The organism is Nonomuraea aridisoli, from assembly GCF_003236395.1.
Lineage (GTDB): Bacteria > Actinomycetota > Actinomycetes > Streptosporangiales > Streptosporangiaceae > Nonomuraea > Nonomuraea aridisoli.
Genome location: NZ_POUD01000265.1, coordinates 1 through 13268, shown reverse-complemented (window position 1 = coordinate 13268; position 13268 = coordinate 1). Strand labels below are relative to the sequence as shown.

15 protein-coding genes and 1 pseudogene are annotated in these 13268 nt (G+C 70.9%); 10 read left to right on the top strand and 6 right to left on the bottom strand.

Features of this window, described 5'->3' with window-relative positions; translation table 11 throughout:
- From C1J01_RS52675 to C1J01_RS39000, 3 genes and pseudogenes are all read left to right on the top strand, one after another.
- Positions 1-385, top strand: a pseudogene (locus C1J01_RS52675) (ATP-binding protein); the annotation flags it as partial.
- Between the two features lie 79 nt (positions 386-464).
- Positions 465-1694: a MurT ligase domain-containing protein gene (locus C1J01_RS39005; protein ID WP_111183984.1), complete on the top strand. Its 1230-nt coding sequence runs from the start codon at positions 465-467 to the stop codon at positions 1692-1694.
- A complete protein-coding gene (locus C1J01_RS39000) occupies positions 1684-2397 on the top strand; it encodes a type 1 glutamine amidotransferase (RefSeq protein ID WP_111183983.1) in 714 nt (237 codons plus the stop codon). Before C1J01_RS39005 ends, C1J01_RS39000 begins: the two co-directional genes overlap by 11 nt.
- Here C1J01_RS39000 and C1J01_RS38995 read toward each other — a convergent pair.
- A complete protein-coding gene (locus C1J01_RS38995) occupies positions 2394-3152 on the bottom strand; it encodes an SDR family NAD(P)-dependent oxidoreductase (RefSeq protein ID WP_111183982.1) in 759 nt (252 codons plus the stop codon). The two genes, C1J01_RS39000 and C1J01_RS38995, sit on opposite strands and share 4 nt — an antisense overlap.
- Positions 3153-3260: 108 nt before the next feature.
- The gene (locus tag C1J01_RS38990; protein WP_111183981.1) at positions 3261-4166 is read right to left on the bottom strand and encodes an AraC family transcriptional regulator; all 906 of its coding nucleotides are present in this window, start codon (positions 4164-4166) and stop codon (positions 3261-3263) included.
- 92 nt (positions 4167-4258) lie between these two features.
- Between C1J01_RS38990 and C1J01_RS38985 the strand changes: the two genes are divergently transcribed.
- Positions 4259-5038, top strand: coding sequence for an ArsR/SmtB family transcription factor (locus C1J01_RS38985; protein WP_111183980.1), 780 nt, complete (start codon positions 4259-4261; stop codon positions 5036-5038).
- Between the two features lie 17 nt (positions 5039-5055).
- On the opposite strand, the gene C1J01_RS38980 is transcribed toward C1J01_RS38985, so the two are convergent.
- Entirely contained in the window at positions 5056-5418 is a 363-nt protein-coding gene (locus C1J01_RS38980; protein WP_111183979.1) for a DsrE family protein, read from the bottom strand.
- Between the two features lie 67 nt (positions 5419-5485).
- On the opposite strand from C1J01_RS38980, the gene C1J01_RS38975 reads away from it, so the two are divergent.
- From C1J01_RS38975 to ygfZ, 4 genes are all read left to right on the top strand, one after another.
- Entirely contained in the window at positions 5486-5974 is a 489-nt protein-coding gene (locus C1J01_RS38975) for a heme-binding beta-barrel domain-containing protein (RefSeq protein WP_111183978.1), read from the top strand.
- A complete protein-coding gene (locus C1J01_RS38970) occupies positions 5971-6267 on the top strand; it encodes a DUF2470 domain-containing protein (protein WP_111183977.1) in 297 nt (98 codons plus the stop codon). Before C1J01_RS38975 ends, C1J01_RS38970 begins: the two co-directional genes overlap by 4 nt.
- A gap of 276 nt (positions 6268-6543) precedes the next feature.
- Positions 6544-6969 carry a Fur family transcriptional regulator gene (locus C1J01_RS38965; RefSeq protein ID WP_111183976.1) on the top strand — a complete coding sequence of 142 codons (426 nt, stop codon included), beginning with the start codon at positions 6544-6546 and terminating at the stop codon, positions 6967-6969.
- 55 nt (positions 6970-7024) lie between these two features.
- Positions 7025-7963, top strand: coding sequence for a CAF17-like 4Fe-4S cluster assembly/insertion protein YgfZ (gene ygfZ / locus C1J01_RS38960; RefSeq protein WP_111183975.1), 939 nt, complete (start codon positions 7025-7027; stop codon positions 7961-7963).
- A gap of 48 nt (positions 7964-8011) precedes the next feature.
- On the opposite strand, the gene dtd is transcribed toward ygfZ, so the two are convergent.
- On the bottom strand, positions 8012-8437 hold the full coding sequence (dtd, locus tag C1J01_RS38955) for a D-aminoacyl-tRNA deacylase (protein ID WP_111183974.1): 426 nt from the start codon (positions 8435-8437) through the stop codon (positions 8012-8014).
- Positions 8438-8508: 71 nt separating this feature from the next.
- On the opposite strand from dtd, the gene C1J01_RS38950 reads away from it, so the two are divergent.
- A complete protein-coding gene (locus tag C1J01_RS38950) occupies positions 8509-9417 on the top strand; it encodes an asparaginase (protein WP_111183973.1) in 909 nt (302 codons plus the stop codon).
- Here the strand turns inward: C1J01_RS38950 and C1J01_RS38945 are convergent.
- Positions 9414-11021 carry a DUF2207 domain-containing protein gene (locus C1J01_RS38945; RefSeq protein ID WP_111183972.1) on the bottom strand — a complete coding sequence of 536 codons (1608 nt, stop codon included), beginning with the start codon at positions 11019-11021 and terminating at the stop codon, positions 9414-9416. The genes C1J01_RS38950 and C1J01_RS38945 overlap by 4 nt on opposite strands.
- Before the next feature lie 27 nt (positions 11022-11048).
- Positions 11049-12113 (bottom strand): FAD-dependent monooxygenase, encoded by a 1065-nt coding sequence (locus C1J01_RS38940; RefSeq protein WP_111183971.1) that lies wholly within the window; start codon positions 12111-12113, stop codon positions 11049-11051.
- Positions 12114-12221: 108 nt separating this feature from the next.
- Here C1J01_RS38940 and C1J01_RS38935 point away from each other — a divergent pair, with 108 nt between their 5' ends.
- The gene (locus C1J01_RS38935; protein ID WP_111183970.1) at positions 12222-13145 is read left to right on the top strand and encodes a TetR/AcrR family transcriptional regulator C-terminal domain-containing protein; all 924 of its coding nucleotides are present in this window, start codon (positions 12222-12224) and stop codon (positions 13143-13145) included.
- Positions 13146-13268: the final 123 nt, after the last annotated feature.

The following is a 13268-nucleotide window of genomic DNA, read 5'->3' as shown; positions in this document are numbered from 1 at the left end:
GCGCAGCCCCGCCCCGCCGATGGAGTACGCCCTCTTCCGCCCGAACGGCAACGGCGACCTGCCCCACTCCGAGCTGCTCGGCCACCGGGCCAAGGCGCTGCGGCACCACCCGCTGTCCATGGAGGTGGACCACAACCGGGCGCTGGCCTGGCGCGTCATCCTCGGCGACGACGAGCACGAGAGCGTGCACCGCGACATCACGACCGTGGCCATCGGCGTCGAGTCGTCGGCCAGGATCCGGCACGTGGGGCAGACGATGGGGGCGGGCTGGCTGGAGGGGGTGCTGGCGTGGCCGCGCCGGTTCGTGTTGCCGTTCGACCACGGGGGCGCGCCGGAGCTCACCTTCACCGAACTCCCGGCCCCGGCCCCCGTCCCGCTGTCCTGACGCGGGCGGTGTTCCGCGGCGGCGGGTTTTCGTGTGCGTCTCCCGGAGTACGGGGCAATCACGACTAGGATCCATGCACATGACCCAGCTTCCTCTGCGGGCACAGCTCGCCAGCGCCCTGGGCCGCAGTGCCGCCACACTGTCCCGGATGACCGGGCGCGGTGACGGCTCGGTGATCGGCGGGCGGGTCGGCCTGCTGCTCGAGCCCGATCTCCTGCGCAAGCTGGCACGCGACCGCAAGCTGGCCCTGGTCAGCGCGACCAACGGCAAGACCACCACGACGAGGCTGATCACCTCGGCGCTCCTGGAGCTCGGCGAGGTGGCCACCAACGCCTTCGGCGCCAACATGCCGGCCGGCCACGTCTCCGCCCTGTCCCAGCACAAGGGCGCGCCCTACGGCGTGCTGGAGGTCGACGAGAAATACCTGCCGGAGGTGCTCGACACCACCGGCGCGGGCGTCGTGTGCCTGATGAACCTCAGCCGTGACCAGATGGACCGGGCCGGCGAGATCTGGCTGCTCGCCCAGAAGTGGCGCAGGGCGCTGTCCGGCAAGCCCACCCACGTCATCGCCAACTGCGACGACCCGCTCGTCACCTGGGGCGCCTCCACCGCCGCCAAGGTCACCTGGGTGGCCGGCGGCCAGCGGTGGAAGGAAGACTCCTGGTGCTGCCCCGAGTGCGGCGGCCCGCTCGACCGCAAGGACGCCGACTGGGCGTGCCGCGAGTGCACCTTCCACCGGCCGGAGCCGCAGTGGGCGCTCGACGACGACGTGGCCGTCGACCCGCGCGGGCAGCGGTGGCTGCTCGACATCCAGCTTCCCGGCCTGGCCAACCGCTCCAACGCGGTGATGGCGCTGGCGGTGGCCGAGGCGTTCGGGCTGCCGGTCGACCGGGCGCTGCCCCGGCTGCGCGAGGTCCGCTCGGTCGCGGGCCGCTACACCACCGTCGAGCGCGACGGCAGGAACGCCCGGCTGCTGCTGGCGAAGAACCCGGCCGGATGGCTGGAGGCGTTCGACGTGGCCGACCCGCAGCTGCCGATCATCCTGTCGGTCAACGCCCAGGGCCCCGACGGCCGCGACACCTCGTGGTTGTGGGACGTCGACTACCGCATCCTGCGCGGGCGTCCCGTCTTCGTCACCGGCGAACGCCGCCTCGACCTGGCGCTGCGGCTCGACGTGGCCGACGTGCCGTTCGCGTTGTGCAACACGTTCTCGGAGGCGCTGGCCATGCAGCCGCCGGGCCGGGTCGACGTGATCGCCAACTACACCGCCTTCCAGCAGATCCGATCGGAGTTCGGACGTGCCGTCTGACAGCGCCCTCAGCATCGTCTGGATCTACCCCGACCTGCTGAGCACGTACGGAGACCAGGGCAACGTGCTCGTCCTGGAGCAGCGTGCGCGGCGCCGGGGCATCGAGACGGAGACGATCCACGTACGCTCGGCCGACCCCGTCCCCGAGAACGGCGACATCTACCTGATCGGCGGCGGCGAGGACCGCCCGCAGATCCTCGCGGCCGAGCGCCTGCGCCGCGACGGCGGCCTGCACCGCGCGATCGCGCGCGGGGCGGCGCTGCTGGCGGTGTGCGCCGGCTACCAGATCATGGGCAGCACGTTCGGCGGCGAGGAGGGCCAGCCGGTCGACGGCATCGGCCTGCTCGACATCTCCAGCTCGCGCGGCCCCGCCCGGGCCGTGGGCGAGCTGGTCGCCGAGGTCGACGCCGCGCTCGGCCTGCCCACGCTGACCGGCTTCGAGAACCACATGGGCGTCACCCACCTCGGGCCCGGCGTCCGGCCGCTGTCGAGGACCGTCAAGGGCATCGGCAACGGCGACGGCTTCGAGGGCTGCTACGCGGGCCACGTCGTGGGCACCTACCTCCACGGCCCCGCCCTGGCCCGCAACCCGGCGCTGGCCGACCTGCTGCTGTCGTGGCGGGTCGGGCAGCTGACGCCGCTGGACGACTCCCACTACGAGGCCCTGCGCCAGGAGCGCCTCAGCACGGTCATGCAGCCCTAGAGGCCGTAGCCGCCGGCCACCTCGATGTTCTGCGCGGTGATCCAGCGACCCTCCTCGGAGACCAGCGCCGCGATCACCATGCCGATGTCGTCCGGCTCGCCCACCCGGCCCAGCGCGGTCTTCGCCGCGAGGGCCGGGATCACCTCGGGGAACCGCTCGAAGGCGTTGTCGGCGAGCCGGGTGCGGGTGGAGCCGGGCGAGACGGCGTTGACGCGGATGCCGCGCGGGCTGAACTCCTTGGCCATGTAGCGGGTCAGCACGATCAGCCCGCCCTTCATCGTCGCGTACGCCGAGTAGCCGGCCTCCAGGCCGGAGGCCATCGCGGAGTTGCTGGACACGTTGACGACGGCGCCGCCGTCGGCCATCAGCGGCAGCAGTTGCTGCGTCAGGAAGTACGGCCCCTTCAGCAGCACCCGCGAGAACCGGTCGAACAACTCCTCGGTGGTGTCCTCGAACATCGCCATCTGCGCGAACCCGGCGTTGTTGACGAGGAAATCGAAGGTGTCACGCTGCCAGAGGCCGTTCAGCGCGTCGATCACCCGCTCGCGGAAGGCCGGGAAAGAGCCGGTGTCGCCGACGTCCAGGGGCAGGGCGGCGGCCGTGCCTCCCTCCTTCTCGATCGCGGCCACGGTGTCCAGTGCGCCCTGCCGGTTGGCGCCGTAGGTGAGGATCACTCCGGCGCCGCGCGCGGCGATCTGGATCGCCGCGCTCTGCCCGATGCCGGAGCTGCCGCCGGTGACGATGGCGACCTTCATATGACTGCCTCCTGTGCGAGTCAGCGAGAATGTGACTCCTTCATGGAAGCAGCCTGACCTGGTACGACGGTAGAAAGATCCTGTCGCGCCCTTGCACGATCCTGCCGATCACGGCAGGGCGGGCCCGGGGGTGCGCAGGCGGACGGCGTCCTGGCTGGGCGGCACGCCGAACTGGCGGCGGTACTCGCGGCTGAACTGCGACGGGCTGTCGTAGCCGACGCGGTGGCCGACGCCGGTGATGTCATGGGGGCCGGACGGGCCGGACACAGCCAGCAGCAGCCGGGCCTCCTGCAGCCGGATCTGCTTCTGGAACTGGATGGGCGTCATCGCGGTCACCGCCTGGAAGTTGCGGTGGAAGGAGGAGACGCTCATGCCGGACAGCCGCGCCACGTCCTCGACCCGGAACGCCTCCGCGTAGTGGTCGCGGATCCACCGCACCGCGCGGGCGACGTGGCTGAGGTTGCTGTCGGCCAGGCCGAGCTGGCGCACGATGCCGCCCTGCGCGCCGGTGATCAGCCGCCACAGGATCTCCCGTTTCACGAGAGGGGCGAGCACCGCCCGGTCGCCGGGCCGGTCGAGCAGGCGCAGCAGCCGGACGACGGCGTCCAGCAGCTCGTCGGGCGCGTCGCTGACGGCGATCCCCGGCGCCGCCCGGCCGTCGGCGCGCGGGACGTCGCCCGGCGCGGCCTGCAGCAGCAGCTCGGCGACGGCGGACGCCTCCAGCGTGAGCCCGAACCCGAGCGCCGGGCGCTCCGGGCTCGCCTCGACGAAGTGGCCGGTGACCGGCAGGTCGACCGAGGCGACGAGGTACTGCCCGGCGCGGTACTCGTACACCCGCTCGCCCAGCGCGAGCCGTTTCGTGCCCTGGGCGATCACGGCCAGCACCGTGCCCGACATCGACGGCGAGGGCGGCTCGGTGCGCTCGACCTTCGAGATCAGCACGCCGTCGATGGCCGTGCGCCCGTCGGGCCGTACGTGGCGGGCCAGCAGGGTACGCAGCTCGTCCAGGTGCATGCCTCGATTGCAGCACACCGGTTGACATGCAGTCTCTCGGTTGCCTATCGTCAACGTGCAGCCAGATGGTTGCATATTTGGGATGGCGGTAGATGGACGAGGTGTTCAGGGCGCTGGCCGACCCCAGTCGCCGCAGGCTGCTCGACAGCCTCAACGCCCGCAACGGGCAGACCCTGCGCGAGCTGTGCTCAGGGCTGGAGATGACCCGGCAGTCGGTCAGCAAGCACCTGGCCGTGCTGGAGGCGGCCGACCTGGTCACCACCGTGTGGCGAGGCCGCGAGAAGCTGCACTACCTCAACGCCATGCCGATCAACGCCATCGCCGACCGCTGGATGAACCAGTACGACCGCCGGCGCGCCGGCGCCCTGGCCGACCTGAAAACGGCATTGGAGGACGACCACGTGTCCGATTTCGTGTACACCACGTACATCCACACCACCCCTGAACGCCTCTGGCAGGCGCTCACCGAGCCCGCCTTCACCGAGCGCTACTGGGGGATCGCCCTGGAGTCGGACTGGAAGGTCGGCTCGACGGTGACCTGGCGGATGAACGGCGCCACGATCGAGGACCCCGAGCAGGTGGTCCTGGAGTCAGACCCGCCGCGCCGCCTGGCCTACACCTGGCACTCGTTCACCCCCGAGTTCGCCAAGGCCATGGAGCAGGACGCCGAAGCCGTCGCAAGAGCGGCCGAGGAGCCGAGGTCGAGGGTGACGTTCGACATCGAGCCGCGCGGCCGGATGGTCAAGCTGACCGTCGTGCACGGCGGCTTCGGGCCGGGCAGCGACATCAGGAAGTCGATCGGCGAGGGCTGGCCCGAGCTGCTGTCGAGCCTCAAGACGCTCCTGGAGACCGGCGAGCCCCTGCCGGCCTGACGTGAGCGAGAGGGCGGTCAGTAGACCAGGGCCTGAGCGCCCTCGCTCGTCACTTCCTCGACGAACGCCGGAGCCCCCGCGATGCGGACGCCCTCGATGACGTCGTCGACCGTGATCTCCCTGCGGGCCGCGCACTGCGTGCAGAGCGTCACCCGCCCGGCCGCCAGCACGGCGTCGAGCAGGTCGGCCAGGGGCGCGGCGTGCGGCAGGGCGAACTCCTTGGCCCGCCCCGGCAGCGCGAACCACGCCGACTCGCCGGTCAGCCACAAAGAGACGGGTACGCCGCTCGCGAGCGCCGCGGCCGCGACCGTGAACGCCTGGTTGCAGCGCTCGGGGGCGTCGGCGCCGGCGGTCACCTTGATGACCAGTGATCGTGCCATATCCGTCACCCTACGCCTCCGGCGCCGCCGACGCCGTACGCGCTGGACGGCACTAGGCTTGGGGAACATGGAAGAACCTGAGGTGCACCCCGACCTGGAGCCGATCGCGTTCCTGCTGGGGCGCTGGGAAGGCGCCGGCGTGGGCGGCTATCCCACGATCGAGAGCTTCAACTTCGGGCAGGAGATCGAGTTCACGCACAACGGCAAGCCGTTCCTGGAGTACGTGAGCCGCACCTGGCTGCTCGACGACGACGGCAACCGCGTCAAGCCGCTGGCGACGGAGTCGGGCTACTGGCGTCCGCAGCCCGAGCGGCAGATCGAGGTCGTGCTCTCCCACCCGACCGGCATCGTCGAGATCTACATCGGCGAGGTCGTCTTCCACAAGATAGAGCTGCGCACCGACGTCGTGGCGCGCACCGCCTCGGCGCGCGAGTACACCGCGGGCCACCGCCTGTACGGCCTGGTCAACGGCAACCTCATGTGGGCCTACGAGATGGCGGCCGGCGGCCACCCGCTCACCGACCACATGTCCGCGGAGCTGAAGAAGGTCGCATGAGCACCCCCTTCACCCCTCAGGCGGTCGAGGCGATCAAGCGCCACATGAACGACGACCACGCGGAAGACGCGCTGATCATCGTGCGGGGGCTCGCCGACCGCCCCGAGGCGTCCACCGCCGTGACGAGCGGCGTCGACGCCGAGGGCATCGAGTTCACCATCGACGGCGGCGAGCGGGTGCGGGTGGCGTGGGGCGAGCGGCTGACCGAGCGCGCCCAGGTGCGCAAGGCCGTCGTGCGCCTCTACCGCGAGGCGTGCGACCGGCTCGGCGTCCCCGCCAGGGGAGAGAAGTGAAAAGGGCCCCGGGCAACACTCCACCTGCCGCGCAGGTGGGCCGGATGGACCAACGGCGGGATGGGATCCCGCCCTCCGGCTGCCAGGGGCCCCGGTGGTTGCCTCGTATTCGCTGACGTCAACGAGACAACGAGTCCGCGACGTTAGCGGACAACCACCTCGCTAGCCCGACTATGACTCACCATTATTCGGACCACCTCCTTTCCGCGTACCCACGAAGCTATGCGGTCGTCCGCGGCAGGGGCAAGTCAATATCCCGGGCCGTAGACTCGTGACATGACGGAGACGCAGTGGCACGAAGAACTCCGCGCCAAGGGCTACCGGGTCACCCCGCAGCGCCAGCTCGTCCTCGAAGCGGTCAAGGAGCTGGAGCACGCCACTCCGGAGGAGATCTGCGTCAAGGTCCGCGAGACCGCTCGCGGGGTGAACATCTCGACCGTCTACCGCACGCTCGAGCTGCTCGAGGAGCTCGGCATGGTCACCCACACCCACCTCGGGCACGGCGCCCCGACCTACCACCTGGCGGCCGAGGCCGACCACGTCCACCTGGTGTGCCGGAGCTGCGACGAGGTGTTCGAGGTGCGGCCCGAGCTCGCCGAGGGGCTGGTCAAGGGGCTCGACCAGGAGCTGGGGTTCGACGCCGACGTCCACCACCTGACGGTCTTCGGCCGCTGCCGCGAGTGCCGTCGCGCCCAGGGATGACGCTGTGGGCGTACCCCGCGCGGGTGTCCCGGCGGGTGCGGATAGCCTGGAGGGCATGCGTAGCCCTCTGCTCGATCTCCCCGGTGCCGTCCCGGCGGACGCCCCGGACTCCGACGTAGCGGCGCACTACGGCGACCTGTACGCCGAGCAGCGCGCGCTGGCCAAGGGAGAGGCGGTCGTCGACCGCAGCAACCGCGAGGTGGTCCGCGTCACCGGCGCCGACCGGCTGAAATGGCTCAACGACCTGACCTCGCAGAAGCTCGACACGCTGCGGCCCGGCGAGTGGACCCAGACCCTCGACCTCGACCTGCAGGGGCGCGTGCTCCACCATCTGACGCTGGTCGACGACGGCGAGAGCGTGCTCGCCCACGTCGAGCCCGGCACCGCGCAGAGCCTGATCGACTACCTCGACCGCATGCGGTTCATGCTGCGGGTGGAGGTGTCGCGCGTCGACGACCTGGCGGTGCTCTCCACGGCCTCCGAAGACTTCCTGGTGCCGCGCGCCGAGCTGGCCGACCATCTCGGCCGGCCGCTGGCGGGGCTGTGGGCCTACGAAGCGCTGCGCATCGAGGCGCACCGGCCGCGGCTCGGGTTCGAGACCGACCACAAGACGATCCCCCACGAGGTGGGCTGGATCGGCTCGGCCGTCCACCTCAGCAAGGGCTGCTACCGCGGTCAGGAGACCGTGGCCCGGGTCCACAACCTCGGGCATCCTCCGCGCCGCCTGGTCTTCCTCCACCTCGACGGGAGCGTCGACACGCTGCCGCCGCACGGGGCTCCGGTGATGTTCGAGAGCCAGGAGGTCGGCGTGGTCGGTTCGGCCGCCCGCCACCACGAGCTCGGCCCGATCGCGCTGGCCGTCGTCAAACGCACCGTGCCGGTCGACGCCCCGCTGCTCGCCGGCGGCGTCGCGGCCTCCCAGGAGGTCGTCGTCCCGCCGGACGCCGGCCGCAACGTCACCATCGACCCGACCCTCCGGCGCCGCCTCCGCTGACCCCGGCGCCACGGCGCGGGTCCCGCCCTGCCGGCCGGGTGCTCCTCGTCAGATGTCGAGGATCAGGGTGATGGGGCCGTCGTTGACGAGCGACACCTTCATGTCGGCGCCGAAGACGCCCGTCTCGACGTGGGCGCCCAGCGAACGTAGCTCCTCCACCACGGCGTCCACCAGGGGCTCGGCCACCGGGCCAGGGGCGGCGGCCTGCCAGGTGGGGCGGCGGCCCTTGCGGGCGTCGCCGTACAGGGTGAACTGGCTGATCACCAGGAGCGGCGCCGACACGTCCGAGCAGGACTTCTCGCCGTGCAGGACGCGCAGCCCCCACAGCTTGGCGGCGAGTTTGGCGGCCTCGGCGCGTGTGTCGGTATGAGTGACGCCCACCAGGACGAGCAGTCCCGGCTCGGTGACGGCCCCGACCGTGCGCCCCTCGACCTCGACCGACGCCGAACTGACTCGTTGTACGACTGCCCGCATGGCATCTCATTGTGGACCACGGAGAACCCTGCGAGGACCGTCCGTAGACTCATGCCGAAAGGGGACGCGATATGTCGATGATTGTGGAAGTTGTCCGATCCGGGTTCGTGGAATCCACCCACCACGCCCGCGTGCTGACGGTGGACGCCGAGGGGCGCCCGGTGGAGACGAGGGGAGCGGTGCACGTGCCCGCCTCGCCGCGGTCGTCGATGAAGCCCTTGCAGTTGCTCGGCATGTTGCGCAGCGGCCTGCGCCTGGAGGGTGAGCTGCTCGCGCTGGCCTGCGCCTCCCACTCGGGGGAGCCGTTCCACGTCGACGGGGTGCGCAAGATCCTCGCGGGCGCCGGGCTGGAGGAGTCGGCGTTGGGGTGTCCGGAGGACTACCCGTTCGACCGGGCGGTGACCGAGCGCGGCCGCGTCTACATGAACTGCTCCGGCAAGCACGCCGCCATGCTGGCCACCTGTGCGCAGAACGACTGGCCGCTGACGACGTACCTGGAGCCGGCGCACCCGCTGCAGCGGGCCATCCGCGAGACGGTGGAGGAGCTCACCGGCGAGCGGGTCGCGGCCTCCGGCGTGGACGGGTGCGGCGCGCCGCTGTTCTTCGTGTCGATGCTGGGGGTGACGAAGGCGTTCCGCGCGTTCCCGCTGTCGGCGGCGGACTCCTTCGAACGCCAGATCTTCGACGCCATGCGCACCTACCCCGAGTGGACGTCCGGCACCGACCGCCCCGAGGCCAAGCTGATGCGGGCGATCCCGGGGCTCATGCTGAAGGCGGGGGCGGAGGCGTTCGACGCGTTCGTGTTCGAGGACGGCCGCGCGGGCACCGTCAAGATCGAGGACGGCTACTCGCGTGCCCGCGTGCCCGTCACCGTGGCGGCGCTGCGCTCGCTCGGCTTGGACGCGCCGGAGCTCGCCGAGCTGGCCAACCCGCCGGTGCTGGGCGGCGGACGCCCCGTCGGCGAGCTGAGGGTGCGCTAGAGGGAGCGGAACTGGCGGCTGGCGGAGATGGCGCCCGAGGTCGTCGTGGTGAACGTGCGCATCGACCCGGCGAACTTGGACAGGTCCCACTCCGCCGGCCCGTGGTACCAGTACAGGTTGTCGGCCTGGTGGCCGTTGCCGGTGACGGAGGCCACCACGCGCGACCAGTGCTCCACCCCGTCGAAGATCACGGCGTACGGCAGGTAGCGGGAGAACAGCTCCACCCGGTGCTGCTCGGGCACCTCGCCCAGCTCGCCGGAGAGCAGGTACTGGCGGAAGGCCAGCGTGTGGGCCAGCGCCGCCGAGCCCTTGGCGGTCTTGGCCGGCATGTACTGGCCGCCGGCCGCCAGCGCGCCGCCCGCGATCACCACGGCCAGGCCCAGCAGCCCGTACGTGGTGAACCAGGCCAGCGCGACGGTCGCCACCAGGCCGACGCCGATGAGCACCACGCCGATCGTGGTCCATCTGGTGCGCTCGGTGTCGGGACGGCGGGCGAACCAGCCCTGCCGCACCACGTCGGCGTAGAGCGCGTCGCGCACCTTGCCCAGGTGGGCCGCGAACGAGCCGGACAACTGCGACAGCAGCACCGCGTCGCGCCCGTCGAAGACCGCGTCGTAGAGCGCCCGTTCGTACGGCAGCAGCGCGTTGACCGGCGCGTTCGGCATCTTGACCAGCATCCAGTCGGGCGCGTCGTAGGTCTCGCGCGGCTGCTCGTCGATGCGCAGGTAGCCGCGGACGGCGAGGTCGACGATCGTGGCGGTCACGTCGACGACGTCGGCCTGCTCGTCGACGAGCGTGCCGATCTGGCCGGGGCGCACCCCGTCGGGCGGCGAGAAGTGGCCGTTCTGCACGGGGGCGGCCGCGTCGCTCTCGTGGCCGGCCACCCGGGCGTCGCGGCCGCGCGTCCAGTAGAGCAGGGCGACGCCGCCGAGCAGCAGCACGAGCAGGCCCGCCAGCGCGCCGCCGGTGACGGCGTCGAGCGTGAACGCGGCGGCCAGCGAGAAACGCTTGTCGAAGATCGGCTGCCCGTCGCTGGAGCCCTCCGGGTACCCGACGACGACGGTGAGGGCCTGGCCGGGCGCGAGGTTCTCCTGCTCGAAGTCGGCCCGGGTGGCCGAGTGGTCCATCGAGGCGGAGGTGCAGCCGATGGCGGAGGTCAGCTCACCGGCGAAACACGACAGGTTCTGCACCTGGCCGGGGCCGTCGACCCGGACGGTGGCCTTGGTGACCGGCTGGTTCCAGCCGTTCACCGCGAACCAGCGCAGCTCCTCGACGCCGCCGGAGCTCGTCACCGCCCCCTTGACGTCGTACTCGACGGTCTCGCTCGTCACGGTGAGCACGTCGCCGTCGAGGGTGCCGCCCTTGACGTTCGAGATCTCGTAGACGCGGTCGGTGGTGTCGTCGTAGCGGGTGCGGGTGATGAACGTGCGCTTCAGCCCGCCCGACGCCCCCGTGATCTTCTCGACCACGTGCAGGGTGCCGTCCTTGCCGAGGGTCATCGTCACCTCGTCCGTGATCCCTGCCTCCGCCGCCGAGGCGGGGACGGCGGTCAACGTCAGAGCGCCGGCCACTAAGGCGGCCAGAGTGAGTCTGATACCCGTCATGGCGGCACATGGTATCGGTTCGTACCGTCAGTCCAGGGAGATCGCATTCGCCGCCCACTGGACGCTCTCCGGCGACGCGCCCTGTCCCGGGTTCTCGAAGGCGAGCGCCTGGTTCGCCGCCACGAACGGGCGCATGCGCTCCTCGTAGCGGCCGAACCCCTGTCCGAACTCCTGCGCCAGCACGTACGCCCCCACCATGGCCAGGCTCGTGCCCTGGCCCGTCAGCGGCGAGGCGCAGTAGCCCGCGTCGCCGAGCAGCGCGACCCGGCCCTTCGTCCAGCGCTCCATGCGCACCTGGGCCATGGAGTCGAAGAAGAAGTCGTCGGCCTTCCACATCGCCTCCAGCAGCCGGGGCGCCTCGTACACGCCCTGGCAGCGTTCCTCGACGAGCCGCTTCTGCTGCTCGACGTCCTGGTGGTCGTACGCGATCGGCTCGGACCGGAATCCCAGGTTGACGCGCATCCGCGTCCGGTCGCGGTCGCTGAAGAGGGCTCCGCCCGTCTCACCCTCGTTGAACCAGGTCTGCCAGTGGTCGAGGCCGAGGAAGTTGTCGGCGGTGAAGATCGAGACGTACGTGCCGAGGTGGTGGACGAACCGGGACTCGTCGCCGAACGCCAGCCGCCGCACGACGGAGTGCAGGCCGTCGGCGCCCACGATGTGGTCGTAACGGTCGCGCCACCCGCTCTCGAACGTCACGTCGCCGTCCGGCGTCAGCGTGGCGATCGAGTCGCCGTAGACGTGCTCGGCGCCGGAGACGCCGGTCAGGATCGCGGTGAGGTCGTCGCGCATGATCTCCAGGTCGGGGCTGTCGAAGCGGCCGCCGCTGAGCGTGCCCTCCTCGTCGCGCATGATCTCGTTGCCGTCAGTGTCGACCATGGACATGCCGCGCATGGTCGTGCGCCGCTCCTTGATCCGCTCCAGGACGCCCATCCGGGCGGCCACGGTGAGCGCGGCGCCTCTGACGTCGACGGCCTGGCCGCCGCTGCGGGGGGTGGGGGCCCGTTCGACGACGGTCACGTCGTGCCCGTGCCGCCGCAGCCAGTGGGCCAGGGTGGCGCCGCCGACGCCCAAGCCGGAGATGAGGACCTTCACGTTGCGCTCCTTGCCTGTTGACGTTGTACGCAGATGTGAATGTACGTAGTACGTACAGCAGGTGGCAAGGTTATGATGGTGAAATCTGTACTAGTACAGGAGGATCGCGTGACCGTCCCGCCCTACGCCCGCATCGCGGCCGACATCAAGCGGCGCATCGACGAGGGCCGGCTGCGGCCGGGGGAGCGGGTGCCGTCCACCCGTCAGCTCGCCCGCGACTGGAACGTCGCCCTCGCCACGGCCACCAAGGCCCTCGCCGTCCTGGCCAGGGAGGGCGTCGTGACGGCGGAGCCCCGCGTCGGCACGGTCGTCGCCGACCGGCCCGCCGCCCAGGAGGCCCAGGAACGTCGGGGGGCACGTCCCGAAATTTCGGGAAATGAGAAGATACGGGGGCGCATCGTACGGGCCGCCGTCGCGATCGCCGACGCCGAAGGGCTCTCCGAGGTCACCATGCGCCGCGTCGCCGACCGGCTCGGCATGGCCACCATGTCCCTCTACCGCCACGTGACCGGCAAGGAGGAGTTGTTCCTGCTGATGGTCGACACGGTGATCGAGGCGTTCCCGCTGCCCGCCGAGCGGCCGGACGGCTGGCGCGCGAGCCTGGAGACCTCGGCGCGCGTGCTGTGGGCGGCCTACCGCGACCACCCGTGGATGGCCGGCGTCACCTCACTGCACCGCCCGCTGGCCTCGCCCGCGCTGCTGCGGCACTCGGAGTGGACGATGGCCGCCCTGGCCGGCTTTCGGCTCGACCCCACGACCAAGATGTACGTCAACATCCTGCTCTACAGCTACGTGCTCTCCATCGCCGCGAACGTCGAGCAGGAACGCCGGGCCCGCGCCGCCACCGGCCTCACGGACGAGGAGTGGATGAGCACGCATGAGGAGCGCATCTGGACGATCAGCGAATCCGGCTCCTCGCCCGCCTTCGCCGCGTTCCTGCGCGAACTGGGCGATTTCGACCTCGACCTCGACCACCTCTTCGAGTTCGGCCTCACCCGCCTGCTGGACGGTCTGACAGAAGTGATCGGCTAGATCGTTGATGTGAAATTCGCTGATCGTCTGCGGGCACAGCGAAGGGCGTCCAAGATCGGTTTGTGAAGACTGAGCTGGACGCCCTTCTGACGGCACTCTATGTCCATCTGGACGATCATGTGA